The organism is Microbacterium sp. NPDC058342 (assembly GCF_042723935.1).
Classification (GTDB): Bacteria; Actinomycetota; Actinomycetes; order Actinomycetales; family Microbacteriaceae; genus Microbacterium.
Map to the genome: position 1 here is coordinate 1,019,180 of NZ_JBHXID010000001.1, position 16,230 is coordinate 1,035,409.

Below are 16,230 nucleotides of genomic sequence, written 5' to 3' on the forward strand. Positions count from 1 at the left end.
CTCTAGGCTCCTGCGCATGCCGACTGAAGTACATGTGCCCGGGCACTCCGCGGGCGCCCAGGCGCCGGGCGGTAGCGTAGGCACGTGACTGCACGCGAGAGCTCGGGGCGAGGCCCCCTCTACTGGCTCTACGGGAACCGGCTCCGCCGACGCATCGATCCGGCGAAGGTCCCCCACCACGTCGCGATGATGATCGACGGCAACCGGCGCTGGGCGCGTCAGCTCGGCTATGAGTCCGCCGCCGACGGTCATCGTGCGGGAGCGGCGAAGATGCGAGAGTTCCTCGGCTGGTGCGATGAGCTGGGCGTCGGGGTCGTCTCCCTCTACCTGCTGTCCGCCGACAACCTGACCAAGCGCGACTCGAAGGAGATCGGCGATCTCATCGAGATCATCGCCGAGCTCGCCGAGAGCCTCTCCCGGCACGGCAGCTGGCGGGTGCAGCAGGTGGGCCGCTCCGACCTCCTTCCGCCCGAGCTGTCCCGTGTGCTCGATGACGCCCAAGAGCGCACGAGGGGCCACACGGGACTGCACGTGAACCTCGCGGTCGGGTACGGCGGACGCAACGAGATCGTCGACGCGGTGCGCAGCATCATCGGCCAGCACAACGCCTCCGGCGGCACGCTCGAGGACCTCGCCGCGCAGCTGACGCCGGAGATGATCGGGGAGCACCTGTACACCGGCGGCCAGCCCGATCCCGACCTCGTCATCCGCACGAGCGGCGAGCAGCGGCTGAGCGACTTCCTGCTGTGGCAGAGCGCGCACAGCGAGTTCTACTTCGTCGAGGCGCTCGGCCCCGACCTGCGCGAGATCGACTTCCTGCGCGCCATCCGCGATTTCGCCGATCGGGACCGCCGGTTCGGACGTTGAGCGCCGCGCTCGTGGCATCCGCCACCGGAGGTTCACGAGCCATTAAGACGACACGCCCGCGTGTCCATCCCGCGCGCCCGGCGCCGCTGGCTTACCTTCTAGGCATCGGGCACCGTGTCCGATCGGGTCGGCCTTCAGGATCGCGACTCGTGACCCCTGGTCGACTCGCTGCAGAGCCGGGATCATCCCGGGTAGGAGTGGATCGTGACCACACGTTCAGCGCAGCAGCAGTCCACCCGCAGGGCCGTCGGAACCGGAGCCGTGTCACACGATGACACGGCTCTTCGCACATATGTGCTCGACACGTCCGTCCTGCTCAGCGACCCGCAGGCCCTCTTCCGCTTCGCAGAGCACTCCATCGTCCTGCCGGTCGTGGTGATCTCCGAACTCGAGGCCAAGCGTCACGATCCCGAGCTCGGCTACTTCGCCCGCCGTGCACTGCGCCATCTCGATGAGCTGCGCGTGGAGCACGGACGTCTCGACTTCCCGGTCGAGGTCGGAGAGGGAGGCACGCTGCGCGTCGAGCTCGGCAGCGCCGACCTGTCGATCCTGCCCGCGGGCATCCGGCTCAGCGACAACGACAGCCGCATCCTCGCGACCGCGGCCCAGCTCGCCCAGGACGGCCAGGCCGTCACGATCGTGTCCAAGGATCTGCCGATGCGCGTCAAGGCCGCCTCGCTCGGTCTGGTCGCCGAGGAGTACCTCGCGGAGCAGGCCATCGATTCCGGCTGGACCGGGATCTCGTCCCTGGACCTGTCGGGCGACGAGATGAGCGACCTGTACGAGAGCGAGGTCGGGCTCAGCGAGGAAGTGCGCGGCGTTCCCGTCAACACCGGACTGATCATCCACTCCGAGCGCGGATCCGCCCTCGGGCGGGTCGTCGGCGACGGCGAGTACCGGCTCGTGCGCGGTGATCGGGAGGTGTTCGGCCTGCACGGTCGCTCGGCGGAGCAGCGCATCGCCATCGACCTGCTGCTGGACCCGGAGGTGGGCATCGTCTCGCTCGGCGGTCGCGCGGGAACGGGAAAGTCGGCTCTGGCGCTGTGCGCGGGACTCGAGGCGGTGCTGGAGAGGCAGCAGCAGAAGAAGATCATCGTCTTCCGTCCGCTGTTCGCCGTCGGCGGGCAGGAGCTCGGCTACCTTCCCGGCGACCAGGGCGAGAAGATGAACCCGTGGGGCCAGGCGGTGTTCGACACTCTCGGATCGGTCGTCTCCGGCAACGTGCTCGAAGAGGTGGTCGAGCGCGGGATGCTCGAGGTGCTGCCCCTCACTCACATCCGGGGCCGCTCACTGCACGACGCCTTCGTGATCGTCGACGAGGCCCAGTCGCTGGAGCGCAACGTGCTGCTGACCGTGCTGAGCAGGATGGGACAGAACTCCCGCGTCGTGCTCACCCACGACGTCGGTCAGCGTGACAACCTCCGCGTGGGCCGCCACGACGGCATCGCCAGCGTGATCGAGACGCTCAAGGGTCACGACCTCTTCGGTCACGTCACCCTCACGCGTTCCGAGCGCTCGGCGATCGCCGCGCTGGTCACGGAGCTGCTCGAGGGTTCCGAGCTCAGCTGACACGGTGAGGCGAGGCGGATGCCGCGCGGACCCGTTCCGCGCGGCATCCGCCTGAGACTCAGCTCTCGATGTCGGGAGCGCCCTCGTCGCGCATGCGGCGGCGCAGGAGTGCGGCACCGGCCGCGGCGAGCAGTCCGGCCGCTGCGACCAGCCCGCCGACCGCGCCGCCGCCGGTCGTGGCGAGCCCTCCCGACGATCCGTTCCCGCCCTGAGAGCCGCCGGTGCCCGGGGTGGGAGGCGCCGACTCGACAGGAGGCGTCGGGCCACCGGTCGGGTCGGGCGTCGGCACCGGAGTGGGAGTGGGAGTGGGTGTGGGGGTGGGTGTGGTCACCGGGAACGCCTGGATGACGGACGGGCGCGGGATGCCGAGAGTCCCTCCGCCGGCGCTCGCCAGCGGAGCAGGACGCATGGCGTCCGGGAAGAGCGAGGTCGGCTGCTCGAAACTGCCGTCCTCGCCCGGGTGCTGCACCGAGACGAACACACGCCGCTCGTCGTCGTGGATGACCGGACCGCAGGTCTCGGCTTCACGCGGCACGGAGAGGAACTGCTCGACCTTCCCCCGCTCGGCGCCCTCGAGCGTCACGCGGAAGAGGCCGTCGTTGTAACCGATGACGCTGGGGGCGCCGTCGGTCGAGACCCAGAGATTCCCGGCGCTGTCGAAGGCGAGGTTGTCCGGGCAGGAGATCGGCGACACCTGGTCGGCCGGGAACCCGGAGAAATAGGCCGAGGAGTTCTTCGACGGGTCGCCGGCAACGAGCAGCAGGGTCCAGGCGAACGTCGTCGCCGTCTGATCCCCTCCGGTCTCGGTGATCTCGATCACGTGGCCATCGCGGTTCTCCGTGCGGGGATTGACCTCGTCGGGCCCGGCGCTGTCGGCGGTGCCGCGATCGGTGTTGTTGGTGCAGGCGACGTAGACCCGACCGGTGACCGGATTCGGCTCGACGTCCTCGGGTCGGTCCATCTTCGTGGCACCGACCCTGTCGGCCGCGAGACGGGTGTACACGAGGACCTCGGCGACCGACATCTCTTCCACCGCGGAGGCGCCGTCGACGACCAGGGGCAGCCATTCGCCGCTGCCGCCGAAGCCGCCGTCGGCCGGCACCGATCCGGTGCCGTCGATCTCACCGGCGGGAGAATCGCCGGTGAACCGGGCGACGTACAGGTCGCCGTTCTCGAGCAGCGTCATGTTGTGCGCGCGGTCGCCTTCGATGTGCGATTCCCGCGACACGAACTTGTAGAGGTAGTCGAAGCGCTCGTCGTCTCCCATGTAGGCCACGGCCTTGCCGTTCGCCGCGATGATGACGTTGGCGCCCTCGTGCTTGAGCCGGCCGAGCGAGGTGTGCTTGCGGGGGACGGACGTCGGGTCGGAGGGGTCGATCTCCACGACCCAGCCGAACCGGTTGACTTCGTTCTCGAAGCCCGCCGAGCGTGCGTCGAACCGCGGGTCGACGTGCTCCCAGCCGCGTGCTGTCTCGGCGTCCTTAAGGCCGTACCGCCGATCGGCGGCCGAGACGCCGGATGCGCGGAAGTACCCGTTGAAGTTCTCCTCGCCGCTGAGGATCGTTCCCCATGGTGTCGTCCCCCCGGCGCAGTTGCCGAACGTGCCGAGCGCCGTGCCGCCGGCGGGGTCTGCCGAGGTCTGCAGCAGTGGCATGCCCGCTGCCGGCCCGGTGAAGACGTAGGGGGTGTCGTCCAGGAAGCGGCGGTTGTGGGCGCCGCCGACGACGGGAACCCAGGGCGCCGTCTCGTCGGTGCGGACGAGGTCGACCACGCTCAGGCCGTGCGCCTTGAGGCCCACCCGCCGCACCCGGTCGACGTCGCCGGCGAGCTGCTCGGCGGGGAACATGATGCCCTCGTTCGTGTACTCGTGGTTGACGAACAGGATCGCCGTGGTGGGGGAGGTGCGGATCACGTCGGTGTAGTCGACGTTGTAGCCGAACTGGCGTGACTGCGCCTCGGCGGTCTGGTTCGTGGCGTCGAAGGCGGGAGAGTCGGCGAACAGGGGGTCGCCCCACCGGATCATCGGCGCCCAGTCGAAACCCTGCGGGACGACCATGCTGTCGACCGTGTGGGCGACGGGGTCGATGGGCGTGAAGCCGAAGGCGCCCGTGGCGCCCACAGGGGCCATCGGAACGCCGGAAGCGGCTGCCGCGGGCTGCCCGCCCGACAGGGCCGGCGCGAGAACGACGCCCGCGATCGCGGCCGCGCTGAACCCGAGCATCGACCGGCGCGACAGCTGGGCGTCGATGATGTCGCGCAGGTAGCCGTTCGTCGAGGTGTTGCAGACGCCGTCCGCGCACGCGTTCGCGCACTTCAGGTGGCAGGTGACGGCGCTGCGCTTGCCGCGCACGTGGCTCGCCATGGGCAGTTGCGTTCGACCGATGTTCAGGACCACGGGGACTCCTCGACGGGGTGTTGGAGAGCAGAGCGCTCGTCGCCCAGCAGATCAAGTCACCGTGTCGGCGAGGTGAACCAGAAGCGAACTCCCCGTGCGCCGATCGAGGCAGCGGTCCTCGTGCGGAGACGGAAAATCCCGGCCCGCCGGACCCCCGCGGGGTGGTCGACGGACCGGGACGAGTGCGGCCGGGCTCAGCCCGGGTGCGTCATCGACAGCAGGTCGAGCTTGGCGTCGAGCACCTCTTCGGTGATCTCGCCGCGCTCGACGTACCCGAGATCGATCACTGCGTCGCGCACGGTGATGCCCTGGGCGACCGCGTGCTTGGCGATCTTGGCGGCAGCCTCGTAGCCGATCACCTTGTTCAGCGGGGTCACGATCGACGGGCTCATGCCCGCAAAGGCGGCGGCGCGCTCGACGTTCGCCTCGAGGCCATCGATGGTCTTGTCGGCCAGCACGCGCACGGCGTTGGACAGCAGGCGGATCGACTCGAGCAGCGCCGTGCCCATCACCGGGATGGCGACGTTCAGCTCGAAGGAGCCGGATGCTCCCGCCCAGGCGACGGTGGCGTCATTGCCGATCACGCGGGCGCACACCATCAGCACCGCCTCGGGGACGACCGGGTTCACCTTGCCGGGCATGATCGACGAGCCGGGCTGCAGGTCGGGGATGTGCAGCTCGCCCAGTCCCGTGTTCGGCCCCGAGCCCATCCAGCGCAGGTCGTTGTTGATCTTCGTCAGCGATACCGCGATGGTGCGCAGTGCTCCGGATGCCTCGACGAGACCGTCGCGGTTGGCCTGGGCCTCGAAGTGGTCCTTCGCCTCGGTGATCGGCAGCTCGGTCTCGGCGGCGAGCAGCTCGATGACCTTCTGCGGGAAGCCGAGGGGGGTGTTGATGCCGGTGCCCACGGCGGTGCCGCCGAGCGGCACCTCCGCGACGCGGGGGAGCGCGGACTGCACGCGCTCGATGCCCAGGCGCAGCTGGCGGGCGTACCCGCCGAACTCCTGCCCGAGGGTCACCGGGGTGGCGTCCATCAGGTGGGTGCGGCCCGATTTGACCACGTCCTTCCACAGCTCGGCCTTCGTCTCGAGGGCGACGGCGAGGTGGTCGAGCGAGGGGATGAGGGTGTCGATGAGCGCCTGCGTGACCGCGATGTGCACCGAGGTGGGGAAAACGTCGTTCGACGACTGCGAGGCGTTGACGTGGTCGTTCGGGTGCACCGCGGAGCCCAGGATGCCGGTGGCGAGAGTGGCGAGCACCTCGTTCATGTTCATGTTCGAGGAGGTGCCCGAGCCGGTCTGGTAGGTGTCCACCGGGAACTCGCCGTCGTGCTTGCCGGAGGCCACCTCGTCTGCCGCCCGCGCGATCGCGTCGGCGATGGCGCCGTCGAGGGTGCCGAGGTCCTTGTTGGCCAGGGCTGCGGCCTTCTTGATTCGCGCCAGCGCGGCGATCTGGGTCGACTCGAGCCCCTTGCCCGAGATGGGGAAGTTCTCCACGGCGCGCTGAGTCTGGGCGCTGTAGAGCGCGTTGACGGGCACGCGCACCTCGCCCATGGTGTCGTGCTCGATGCGGAACGCCGGCTCGTTTTCGACGTGCTGGGTGTCGGTCACTTCTGCTCCTTCGCGAGAGAGGGGATGTCGGTGTCGGCGAGGCCGACCTGGGCGACCGGGACGGCGGTGCCGTCGGTCAGGCGGTACTTCGCGCCGACGATGGCCAGGCGGCCCTCCTCGACGGCGGTGCTGATGATCTCGGACGACTGCAGCAGCCCGGAGATGGTGTTGCGCAGGTGCTCGCGGCCGACCTGCTCGGGGTCGATGTCGGCGACGGACGCGCCACCGCTCTCCTGCAGCACGCGCCGGGCGGCCGGCACGATCGGGGCGATGAGCTTCCAGATGTTCGGCGGCAGCGGGGCCGCGTCGATCGCCGTGCCCTGCACCGCGGCGGCGACCGCGCCGCAGGAGTCGTGCGCGAGCACGATGAGAAGCGGGACGTCGAGCAGGCCGACGGCGTACTCGATGCTGGCCACCGATGAGTCGGTGACCATGTGCCCGGCGTTGCGGACGGTGAACAGGTCGCCGAGACCGACGTCGAAGAGGGTCTCGGCCGCGACGCGCGAGTCGGAGCATCCCAGGAAGGTTGCGATCGGATGCTGCCCGTTGGCGAGCTCGGCGCGTCGCTCGGTGTCCTGATGCGGGTGCGCGGGGGTGCCGGCGATGAAGCGGCGGTTGCCCTCGATCATCTGCTGCCACGCCTCGGCAGGGGTGAGCGTCGTGGTCATTCGGCCTCCTTCAGGTCGCTGATCTGGTCGGTCAGGGATGCGGCGAGCTCCTTCGCGGACTCCTCGGAGCGCGACCCGTAGAGCAGCACGTAGTCGGGTCCCGCCTGAGTGCCCAGCGCGTAGGTGACGTTCGCGGAGCCGCGCTCGCCCATGTCGAACTCGTCCCAGGTCATGCCGCCGACCTGCGTGGTCCCGGTCGGAGCCATGCCGCCCGTCTCCTGGGGGGCCCAGTCGACGTCGGCGTCGAATGCCTGCGACACGGTGATGAAGCCGCGCTCGCGCTCGCCCGCCGGTGCCAGCGTGATGGTCCACACCGAGACTGCGCCGCCCTCGAGGTGCGCGGCGTTGACCCGCCAGAAGTCCCCGAGGTCGGGAACGAGCACGGGGCGGCCGGAGGTGGACTCCACGTCGGCGGCGATCCTCGCGACGTCGATCTCGGGGCGCGCCGTCGGCTCGCCGCGCGGAACCGCGAAGACGATCACCGCGACCACGGCGACCGTCACGATGAGCGCCGCGATGAGGTTGCGGAACGTCTGGCTCGAGCGATAGACGCGGCTGGACTCCGCCTTGCGCGCGGCGGTCTCCTGCGCGGTCTCGGGCCGTCCGAGACCAGCCACGACGCGGGGCTGCCTGCTCATTCGCCGTCCTCGGCCGATACCGCGTCGCGGGCCGCGTCCAGGCGGCGCTTGGCGCCCAGCAGCCACTCCTCGCAGCGTGCCGCGAGCGCTTCGCCTCGCTCCCAGAGGGCGAGGGAGTGCTCCAGCGTGGGGGAACCCTGTTCGAGCTCGGCGACCACGCGCACGAGCTCGTCGCGGGCGGCCTCGAACGACAGCGATTCGACGGGGGTGTCGTTGGACGCGGTCACCCCACCATCCTACCGGCGGGGCGCGGCGCTTCCGTCCGGGCAGCCGCGCTCACGCCTGCTCGGGGATCTCGCCCTCCGAGAGTGCGCGCACCGACCCGCGGTCGACCGTGACGGTGAGGGCCGTGCCGGCCGGCGCCTCGGCGGCGTCTCGCAGGATGCGCCCCCCGTCGCGGTGCACGATCGCATAGCCGCGGGCCAATGTGGCCGCGGGTGACAGTGCGCGCAACGACGCCCGCAGCTCGGCGGTGGTCCGCTGGGCGGCATCCAGGCGACGGGTGAGGGTGTCGCGGCCGCGGGATGCCAGCAGCCACACGTCCTGTGCGCGTTCGGCGATGATCGGCTCGGGGGAGCGCAGCACGGGCCGCGAGCGCAGCTGCTCGAGCTGGGCGATGTCGTGGGAGAGTCGCTGCGTGAGCCGTCCGGTCGCGCGGGCGCGCAGCTGTGCGATGAGCGCGCGCTGCTCTCCGACGTCGGGGACGACGCGTTTGGCCGCGTCCGTCGGCGTCGACGCGCGCAGGTCGGCGACGTCGTCGAGCAGAGGGTGGTCGTTCTCGTGACCGATCGCGCTGACGATGGGGGTGGATGCCGCGGCCACGGCACGCACGAGCCGTTCGTCGCTGAAGCCGAGCAGTGTCTGCGGATCGCCGCCGCCGCGGGCGATGATGATCACGTCCACGTCGGGGTCGGCATCCAGCCGCTTCAGCGCCGCGAGCACTTCCGAGACGCTGCGGTCGCCCTGCACGGCGACGTGCTCGGTGCGGAAGTGCACCTGGGGCCAGCGCAGCTCGGCGTTGCGGTGCACATCCTTCTCGGCGTCCGAGCGCTCTCCGGTGATCAGGCCGATGCAGTGGGGCAGGAAGGGCACCGGCTTCTTGCGGCTCTGGTCGAACAGCCCCTCTTGGCGCAGCTGCGCACGCAGCCTCTCCAGCCGTTCGAGCTGGTCGCCGAAGCCGACGTGCTTCATGGCCGAGACGATGAAGCTGAAGTCGCCGCCCTTGACGAAGTAGTCGGCCTTCACCGCGGCGACGACGTGGTCTCCGACGGCGAGGTCGCGCGGGACGCGCGCGCGCACGCTCGACCAGATCCTGATCGAGATCTGCGCTTCGGAGCGGCTGTCCTTGAGCCGCGCGAACACGTTGCCGGCGCGGACGTTCCACGCGGTGATCTCGCCCTCCACCCAGACCGTGTTCCAGCGCGCGACGAAATCGCGGATCGTGCCGTTGAGCCTGGCGACGGAGGTGGGGGCATCCGGCGTCGAGTCGCGCGGCGCGACCGAGTCCGCCGGCGGCGGCTGGCCGGGTATCGCGGCTGCTTCGAAGACGGTCATGCCTCCATTGTCGGGGATGCCTCCGACGGGTGCGTCCGGGATGCCCGCTCCCGGCCCTCGGACAGGTGGCGCCGGTAGACTTCAGGGGTGAGCTCCGCACCCGTCTCCCTTCCCGTCCCGCAGGTTCCCAGCCGGCGTCGCGCCGCTGTGCGCACGCGTCTCGAGAACCGGCCGGTGGACGGTCTCAAGAGGGTGCTTCTGGCGGCGCCGCGCGGATACTGCGCCGGTGTCGACCGTGCCGTCGTCGCCGTCGAGAAGGCGCTGGAGCGCTACGGTGCCCCCGTGTACGTGCGCAAGCAGATCGTGCACAACATCCACGTGGTCACCGAGCTCGAGGCGAAGGGGGCGATCTTCGTCGACGAGGTCGACGAGGTTCCGGAGGGAGCGCACGTCGTCTTCAGCGCGCACGGCGTCTCGCCGGCGGTGGTGAACGCGGCATCCGACCGTGGTCTGCATGCGATCGACGCGACCTGTCCGCTGGTGACCAAGGTGCACCGAGAGGCAGTGCGCTTCGCGCGGGACGACTACGAGATCCTGCTCATCGGCCATGACGGCCACGAGGAGGTCGAGGGCACGGCGGGCGAGGCGCCCGACCACGTGACGATCGTGAACTCGCCCGAGGAGGCCGACACCGTGCAGGTGAAGGATCCGTCCAAGGTCGTCTGGCTGTCCCAGACCACGCTCTCGGTCGACGAGACGATGGAGACCGTGAACCGGCTGCGCACGCGCTTCCCGGAGTTGCACAATCCGCCGTCGGACGACATCTGCTACGCGACGCAGAACCGTCAGGTGGCGATCAAGAAGGTCGCGAAGGACGCCGACCTGGTGATCGTCGTCGGCTCGGCGAACTCGTCCAACAGCGTTCGACTGGTCGAGGTCGCTCTCGAATACGGTGCCAAGGCGGCGTATCGCGTGGACTACGCCGACGAGGTTCAGCAGTCGTGGCTCGACGGGGTGCGCACGGTGGGCGTCACCAGTGGCGCGTCGGTGCCCGAGGTGCTCGTGCAGGAGGTGCTCGAGGCTCTCGGCGAAGCCGGTTACGACGATGTCGAAGAGGTGCGCACCGCCGAGGAGGACCTCATGTTCTCGCTCCCGAAGGAACTGCGTCAGGATTCCGCCGGCAAGCGCGACGAGCGCGCGCTGGGCGGCCGCACCTCCCGGTGAGGCGCGCTCACGGCTGAGGCCGAGGTGCGACCGCTAGCCTGGACGGCATGAGTGTCGACCGGCCGCAGTACGGCGAGTACGCGTCGCCCGAGGAGCAGCGAATCCGAGCGGGCCTTCCGCCGCTGGGCCAGGAGGTCCCGTCGACCGATGCCCTCGGCCCTGTCGCGCCGCTGCCGCCCGCCACGCGGTCCGCTGCGCACCCTGCGGATCGCCTGATGACGGCGGTGCTGCTGGGCTTCGGGCTGGTCAACGTGCTCTCCTCCATCCCCGGCCTGCTGGATCTTTCCTCGACTCTTCAGGAGACGCTGCGCCTGATGGGCCTGGAAGGGGAGTTCTCCAACTTCGCCGCGGCGAAGGCCTGGGGCGTGGTCGCACTCGTCGCTCTGCTGGGCGGTTACGCCGCGACGCTGTGGCTCTCGGTGCGCAGGATCAGGGGGGGCCGCTCGTCCTGGTGGGTCCCGCTGGTGGGCTTCGTCGTGACGATGCTCGTGGTGTCGATCTGCGTCTCGGTGCCGATGGTCGGCGACCCGGCGTTCATGCAGGGGCTGGCGACGCCACCCGCCGGGTAGCCTCAAGGGGTGCCAGCAGAGCAGATCGCCTTCCAGATCACGTACGCCTCCGTCGATTCCGGTGACGGCGCCGATCCGACCATCGCTGTGGAGCGCATCCTGCGCGAACAGCGGGTGCTCGCCGCGACGCGGGGCTTCGACGGTGAGTCCTCGATCGTGCTGATACCGGTGACGGAGAGCGGCGGTGTCGTTTCGGTCGACGACGCCGGGCACCTGCGGTTCGACCTGAGCACGACACGCTTGGAGGCTCTCTTCGCCGAGGAAGGGCTCACCCTTCACCTCGGCGGGACGGATGACGCTCTCGAAGAGGTCGACGCGGAGCTGGAGCAGGAGTATGGCGAGGCGTTCGAACAGCTCGACGACCCGTCCGGGCTGGCGCAGGAGGAGCTCGGCGGCTTCGGGATGCCCGACGACGCCGACGAGTTCACCGACGACCTCTTCCGGGTCGAGCCGGTACAGGTGGCCGAGTTCTCCCGTCGCGGCCCGTGGGCGGCACGGTTGACCGCCCAGCTGCTCGACACCGAGGTCGACCATCTGGAGGCCGGATCCTGGTCGCTCTGCCGTTACCGCACCGATCGCGCCCATGGTGCGCTCTCGGGAGGCCGGGCTGACCTGCCGGTGATCGAGGTCAACATCCCCGCAGGCGGGGACGCGTGGATCGAGGTCACCGCGCCGCACGGGCGCTCCGCGCTGTTCTGGCCGAACGGCGAGCGACTCACGCGTCCGGTGCTCGACTTCGACTCGATCGCCGTGCCGGAGAGCGCCGAGGTGTATCGCCGGATGCTCTCCGAGGCGGACGGCGTTCGCGAGGAACTCGCCGAGCTGGAGCTCGGCGAGGCGGTCGACGCGGAGGCGGTGCTGCGAGCCTGCCTGCCCGAGGCGCTCGGCGGCATCGTCGGGGAGAAGGCGCGCCTGCGGGCCTTCGTCGCAGCCTTCGGGGTGACCGGCTCCCTGGTCGATGCCGGTTTCGAGGAGGCAACGGGAGCACGGCGCTTCGTGCCGCGCGGATGGGGCCGCACCGTCGGCGATCTTGTGATCGGAGGCGTTCTCGAGACGACGCCGCTGACGCACCGGGACCGTCCGGTGGCGCGATTCGCACGGCTGCTTCGCGAACGGCCGCTTCTTGGTGCAGCGATCAGCATCGCCGAGCTGGCGGCGGGCGTCGTCCTCCGCCGTCGGTCCAGATTCGGGCGGGGCCTGGGCGTCCTGCTGATCATCGACGCAGTCGCCGACCTGCTCATCCTCGCGATCCGCATGCGCCGACGCTGAGGTCGCTGCTTTCGGCTCGGGCGGCCCGCGCGCATCGCCCGAGACGTCGGATGCCCGGATCGCATCGATCCGGGCATCCGTGCTTTCGTGCGAGCGTCAGCTCTTGGACTGGCCGTGTGAGCCGAGCTGGCGGGTCGACTCGACCACGCGAGCGGCCATCGCCGACTCGGCGATCTTGCCCCAGGCGCGCGGGTCGTACTGCTTCTTGTTGCCGACCTCGCCGTCGACCTTGAGCACGCCGTCGTAGTTGCGGAACATGTAGTCCGCGATCGCGCGCGTGTACGCGTACTGCGTGTCGGTGTCGATGTTCATCTTGATCACACCGTTGGCGACCGCGGTCGCGATCTCCGCATCGGTCGAGCCGGAGCCGCCGTGGAAGACGAGGTCGAGCGGCTTCGCGCCCGTGCCGTACTTGGCGGCGACCTCGGCCTGGATCTCGCCGAGCAGCTCGGGGCGCAGCTTGACCCCACCGGGCTTGTAGACGCCGTGCACGTTGCCGAAGGTGAGGGCGGCGATGTAGCGGCCCTGCTCGCCGAGGCCGAGAGCCTGCACAGCCAGGTCGACGTCCGCGAAGGTGGTGTAGAGCGCCTCGTTGGAGCCTTCGTGCTGCACACCGTCCTCCTCGCCGCCCACGACGCCGATCTCGACCTCCAGGATGGCGTTGATGTTCTTCATGCGCGGCAGCAGCTGCTTGGCGATCTCGATGTTCTCATCGAGCGGCACGGCCGAGCCGTCCCACATGTGCGACTGGAAGATCGGGTTGCGCCCCGCCTTCACCTCTTCCTCGGATGCCGCGATGAGCGGCTCGACGAAGCCGGCGAGGGCGTCCTTCGGGCAGTGATCGGTGTGCAGGGCCACGGTGACCGGATAGTTCTTGGCGACCTCGGTGGCGTAGCGGGCGAACGCCAGCGCACCGGTGGCGCGGGCCTTGACGGTGTGCCCGGCGAAGTAGTCGGCGCCGCCCGTGGTCACCTGGATGATGCCGTCGGAGCCGGCCTCGGTCAGGCCCTGGAGCACGGCGTTGATCGTCTGCGAGCTCGAGACATTGAAAGCGGGGTACGCGAAGCCACCGGCCTTCGCGCGGTCGAGCATCTCTGCGTACTGATCCGGAGTGGCGACGGGCATGGAATCTCCTGCTTCTGATGTACGGGGGTCATGCTCACTTTAGCCGTGGGGATGCCGGTTCTTCTCGGCTGTTGCGCTCGGCCGCGCCGAGGTTCTTGGTGCGCCGATAAGAACCGAGATTCCTTCATCTGAAATCGAGGAAAAGTCGCCGGTTTCGTCGAGCGCGATCGTTAGGCTGGCCGAATGGTGAGCCTGACTGCTGATCTCAGCCCTCTTCGTCCCGACCGCAACCTCGCACTCGAGCTCGTGCGCGCCACGGAGGCGGCTGCGATCCGGGCGACGCCGTTCGTCGGACGAGGCGCCAAGGAGGCCGCGGACGGCGCAGCGGTCGACGCGATGCGCGCGTTCCTCGGCACCGTCGACTTCCAGGGGCGAGTGGTCATCGGCGAGGGGGAGAAGGACAACGCGCCGATGCTCTTCAACGGTGAGCTGGTCGGCACCGGCCGTGGGCCCGAGTGCGACATCGCGGTCGATCCCATCGACGGCACCTCGCTGACGGCGGCCGGGCGCCAGAACGCCCTGTCGGTGCTCGCGGTCTCGGACCGCGGATCGATGCTGGACGCCTCCAGCGTGTTCTACATGGACAAGCTCGTCACCGGACCGGCCGGTGTCGGCGTCGTCGACATCCGCCTCCCCATCGGCGAGAACATCCGCCGGCTGGCGGGCGCGCTCGGCAAGCCGGTCGACGAGATGGTCGTCTCGGTCCTCAACCGCCCGCGCCACGAGAAGCTCATCCAGGACATCCGGGACGCCGGCGCGGGCACCCGCCTGATGAGCGACGGCGATGTCGCCGGCGGCATCAACGCGGCCCGCCACGATGCACGCACCGACATGTGCGTCGGCATCGGGGGCAGCCCGGAGGGCATCGTCACCGCCTGCGCGATCAAGGCGCTCGGCGGGCACATCCAGGGCACCCTGTGGCCGCGGGACGACGAGGAGCGCCAGCGCGGCATCGACGCCGGACTCGACATCGACAAGGTGTACGAAGCGGACGATCTGGTCAGCGGCAACAACACGATCTTCGTCGCCACCGGCGTCACCGACGGACAGCTGGTGCGCGGCGTGCGGCGTGAGGGCAACTATCTCTACACCGAGAGCGTGGTGCTGCGCAGCGCCTCGGGCACCATGCGTCGCATCGTGTCGGACCACCTCGTCTCGAAGTGGCTCTGACCGGCGCATCCGGCGCAGCCTGAGGCCGCTCCCGCCGCGCTACGACGATTCCCAGCCCGCCCTGGCAGAATGTGAGTGATCCGGCGCGCCCTGCGCCGACATGGCAGGACAGGAGAGCCCGGGATGTCGCACGAGCAGTCGGAGCAGCCGAACCGGGCTCAGCACATCACCACGAAGACGGGCCGCATCCTCCGCGTCACCGACGAGCAGCTCGCCGCGGCCGCATCGGCAAAGGCGGCCGCCAGCGTGCATCCCGATCCCGCCCGTCGCAAGGACGTGCTCTTCCGCGTGCGGCGCGACGAGGGCCACGAGATCAGCTCGTGGTGGATGGTCGGCGCCTTCGTGCTGACGTCGGGCATCGTCATCGCCCTGCTGTCGTGGGTTCCCGGCGGCGCCTGACCCGCAGCGTCGGGTGCGTCTGCCTCAGGCGACGGCGCGCTGAGGAGCGGATGCCAGCGGTGCGGTGAGGGGGATGCTGAGTGCCGCGCCCAGAGCGTCGACATCGGCGGCGCCGGCACGGCGCGCCGAGTCGATGACGATGTGCGCGCAGGCGCGGGCGTCCGCGAGCGCGTCGTGGTGGGGGAACTCGCCGAACCCGGCCGCCTCGGCGGCCTTCGGCAGCCGGTAGGAGTCCAGTTCGTAGGTCTTGCGGGCGACGGCGAGCGAGCACAGGGAGCGATACGGCGGAGCGTCGATGCCGGTGGCCTCGCAGGCGCGGCGCAGCACGTTCAGGTCGAAACCGGCGTTATGGGCGACCAGGACGTCGGCACCGGCGAAGGCGCACAGCCGGCCGAGCTGCTGCACCCAGGTGGCTGCCGCGACGACGTCGTGAGCGCGGATGCCGTGGATGCGGGTGTTCCACTCGTTGAACTCGTCGTGTCCTGCGGGCGGACGGATCAGCCAGCCGGTCTGCGCGACGACCTCGCCGCCGCGCACGCGGACGAGTCCGACGGAGCAGGCCGAGGCGGGGCTGGAGTTCGCCGTCTCGAAGTCGATCGCGGTGAAATCCAGTGGCACGAGTCCACCTTCGCCCCGGCGCCCGCCGGTGGCGCGCAGGCTCGCCGGAGACGGGCCAGATGAGCGCGCATCACCCGCGGGGGAGGATCTTCCTGTCCAGGTCCTGGAAATCGAGGGAGGACGAGCCATCCGGGATCCGCACGCACGGGTCTTCGAGCGTGAACCCCAGCTGCATCTCATCGCCGCCGTACTGCTCGCCTCCGATGGATGCTCCCCCGGTTTTCACATCCAGTGTGATGTCGTCTCGCGAGAACCGCGCCATCGGCTTCGCCGGATCGATCTTCACATCGTCGTAGGCGTCGGTGGGCTGCCAACCGGTCGCCGTCAGCTGCTCCACGAGTGCGCGAAAGCCACCGGCGAGGTCGTCACCGACCTTCACGGACATCCCTGCAACGTATCGCACGCCGGGTACCGGCTGGCTCCCGCACACGTCGACCCGTCCACTGGCGGTCGCCTCCGCCAGCCCGGCGACGTCCAGCGCGCCGTACACGTCCTGCACGGCGGCGTCGATCGTCGCGGCCTTCTGCTCGAGTGCGCCCCGAGGATCGATCGGCACGGGTGAGCATCCGCTCATCAAGAAGGCGAGAATTCCCACACAGACCATGATCGCGGATC

The 16,230-nt window shown here is 69.9% G+C and carries 16 protein-coding genes; 7 read left to right on the top strand and 9 right to left on the bottom strand.

Going from position 1 to position 16,230, the window contains the following annotated elements:
* Nucleotides 1–84 precede the first annotated feature (84 nt).
* Together ACFWHT_RS04575 and ACFWHT_RS04580 are read left to right on the top strand one after the other, a co-directional pair.
* Nucleotides 85–867 (top strand): isoprenyl transferase, encoded by a 783-nt coding sequence (locus tag ACFWHT_RS04575; RefSeq protein ID WP_378825869.1) that lies wholly within the window; start codon nucleotides 85–87, stop codon nucleotides 865–867.
* Between the two features lie 204 nt (nucleotides 868–1,071).
* On the top strand, nucleotides 1,072–2,436 hold the full coding sequence (locus tag ACFWHT_RS04580) for a PhoH family protein (protein WP_378825871.1): 1,365 nt from the start codon (nucleotides 1,072–1,074) through the stop codon (nucleotides 2,434–2,436).
* A gap of 58 nt (nucleotides 2,437–2,494) precedes the next feature.
* Here ACFWHT_RS04580 and ACFWHT_RS04585 read toward each other — a convergent pair whose 3' ends face one another.
* From ACFWHT_RS04585 to xseA, 6 genes are all read right to left on the bottom strand, one after another.
* Nucleotides 2,495–4,798 (bottom strand): PhoX family protein, encoded by a 2,304-nt coding sequence (locus tag ACFWHT_RS04585; protein WP_378827895.1) that lies wholly within the window; start codon nucleotides 4,796–4,798, stop codon nucleotides 2,495–2,497.
* Nucleotides 4,799–5,025: 227 nt separating this feature from the next.
* A complete protein-coding gene (locus ACFWHT_RS04590; RefSeq protein ID WP_378825873.1) occupies nucleotides 5,026–6,441 on the bottom strand; it encodes a class II fumarate hydratase in 1,416 nt (471 codons plus the stop codon).
* The gene (locus ACFWHT_RS04595; protein WP_378825875.1) at nucleotides 6,438–7,109 is read right to left on the bottom strand and encodes a carbonic anhydrase; all 672 of its coding nucleotides are present in this window, start codon (nucleotides 7,107–7,109) and stop codon (nucleotides 6,438–6,440) included. The genes ACFWHT_RS04590 and ACFWHT_RS04595 overlap by 4 nt, the downstream gene beginning before the upstream one ends.
* Entirely contained in the window at nucleotides 7,106–7,747 is a 642-nt protein-coding gene (locus ACFWHT_RS04600; protein WP_378825877.1) for a DUF4245 family protein, read from the bottom strand. Before ACFWHT_RS04600 ends, ACFWHT_RS04595 begins: the two co-directional genes overlap by 4 nt.
* Nucleotides 7,744–7,974 carry an exodeoxyribonuclease VII small subunit gene (locus ACFWHT_RS04605; protein ID WP_378825880.1) on the bottom strand — a complete coding sequence of 77 codons (231 nt, stop codon included), beginning with the start codon at nucleotides 7,972–7,974 and terminating at the stop codon, nucleotides 7,744–7,746. The genes ACFWHT_RS04600 and ACFWHT_RS04605 overlap by 4 nt, the downstream gene beginning before the upstream one ends.
* A 49-nt stretch (nucleotides 7,975–8,023) precedes the next feature.
* Nucleotides 8,024–9,301 (bottom strand): exodeoxyribonuclease VII large subunit, encoded by a 1,278-nt coding sequence (xseA, locus tag ACFWHT_RS04610; RefSeq protein WP_378825882.1) that lies wholly within the window; start codon nucleotides 9,299–9,301, stop codon nucleotides 8,024–8,026.
* Nucleotides 9,302–9,448: 147 nt separating this feature from the next.
* Here xseA and ACFWHT_RS04615 point away from each other — a divergent pair, with 147 nt between their 5' ends.
* The 3 genes from ACFWHT_RS04615 to ACFWHT_RS04625 are packed head-to-tail and all read left to right on the top strand — an operon-like array spanning nucleotide 9,449 to nucleotide 12,303.
* Complete coding sequence (locus tag ACFWHT_RS04615) at nucleotides 9,449–10,465, top strand: 4-hydroxy-3-methylbut-2-enyl diphosphate reductase (RefSeq protein WP_378827897.1); 1,017 nt, start codon at nucleotides 9,449–9,451, stop codon at nucleotides 10,463–10,465.
* A 47-nt stretch (nucleotides 10,466–10,512) separates the two neighbouring features.
* The gene (locus tag ACFWHT_RS04620) at nucleotides 10,513–11,034 is read left to right on the top strand and encodes a DUF6264 family protein (protein ID WP_378825883.1); all 522 of its coding nucleotides are present in this window, start codon (nucleotides 10,513–10,515) and stop codon (nucleotides 11,032–11,034) included.
* Nucleotides 11,035–11,043: 9 nt separating this feature from the next.
* Nucleotides 11,044–12,303, top strand: a complete 1,260-nt coding sequence (locus tag ACFWHT_RS04625; protein ID WP_378825886.1) for a hypothetical protein — start codon at nucleotides 11,044–11,046, stop codon at nucleotides 12,301–12,303.
* Between the two features lie 96 nt (nucleotides 12,304–12,399).
* On the opposite strand, the gene fbaA is transcribed toward ACFWHT_RS04625, so the two are convergent.
* The gene (fbaA, locus tag ACFWHT_RS04630; protein WP_378825887.1) at nucleotides 12,400–13,428 is read right to left on the bottom strand and encodes a class II fructose-bisphosphate aldolase; all 1,029 of its coding nucleotides are present in this window, start codon (nucleotides 13,426–13,428) and stop codon (nucleotides 12,400–12,402) included.
* 183 nt (nucleotides 13,429–13,611) lie between these two features.
* Between fbaA and glpX the strand changes: the two genes are divergently transcribed.
* Nucleotides 13,612–14,598: a class II fructose-bisphosphatase gene (glpX, locus tag ACFWHT_RS04635; RefSeq protein ID WP_378825889.1), complete on the top strand. Its 987-nt coding sequence runs from the start codon at nucleotides 13,612–13,614 to the stop codon at nucleotides 14,596–14,598.
* A gap of 123 nt (nucleotides 14,599–14,721) precedes the next feature.
* Nucleotides 14,722–14,997, top strand: coding sequence for a hypothetical protein (locus ACFWHT_RS04640; protein WP_378825890.1), 276 nt, complete (start codon nucleotides 14,722–14,724; stop codon nucleotides 14,995–14,997).
* Nucleotides 14,998–15,021: 24 nt separating this feature from the next.
* On the opposite strand, the gene ACFWHT_RS04645 is transcribed toward ACFWHT_RS04640, so the two are convergent.
* The gene (locus tag ACFWHT_RS04645; protein WP_378825891.1) at nucleotides 15,022–15,615 is read right to left on the bottom strand and encodes a 3'-5' exonuclease; all 594 of its coding nucleotides are present in this window, start codon (nucleotides 15,613–15,615) and stop codon (nucleotides 15,022–15,024) included.
* 70 nt (nucleotides 15,616–15,685) lie between these two features.
* Entirely contained in the window at nucleotides 15,686–16,171 is a 486-nt protein-coding gene (locus ACFWHT_RS04650) for a hypothetical protein (RefSeq protein ID WP_378825894.1), read from the bottom strand.
* Nucleotides 16,172–16,230 lie beyond the last annotated feature (59 nt).

Bases quoted from the DNA above. Each gene is read 5' to 3' on its own strand.
- ACFWHT_RS04585 (WP_378827895.1), bottom strand. From the start codon at position 4,798: ATGGCGAGCCACGTGCGCGGCAAGCGCAGCGCCGTCACCTGCCACCTG.
- ACFWHT_RS04595 (WP_378825875.1), bottom strand. From the start codon at position 7,109: ATGACCACGACGCTCACCCCTGCCGAGGCGTGGCAGCAGATGATCGAG.
- ACFWHT_RS04600 (WP_378825877.1), bottom strand. From the start codon at position 7,747: ATGAGCAGGCAGCCCCGCGTCGTGGCTGGTCTCGGACGGCCCGAGACC.
- xseA (WP_378825882.1), bottom strand. From the start codon at position 9,301: ATGACCGTCTTCGAAGCAGCCGCGATACCCGGCCAGCCGCCGCCGGCG.
- ACFWHT_RS04620 (WP_378825883.1), top strand. From the start codon at position 10,513: ATGAGTGTCGACCGGCCGCAGTACGGCGAGTACGCGTCGCCCGAGGAG.
- fbaA (WP_378825887.1), bottom strand. From the start codon at position 13,428: ATGCCCGTCGCCACTCCGGATCAGTACGCAGAGATGCTCGACCGCGCG.
- glpX (WP_378825889.1), top strand. From the start codon at position 13,612: ATGGTGAGCCTGACTGCTGATCTCAGCCCTCTTCGTCCCGACCGCAAC.
- ACFWHT_RS04640 (WP_378825890.1), top strand. From the start codon at position 14,722: ATGTCGCACGAGCAGTCGGAGCAGCCGAACCGGGCTCAGCACATCACC.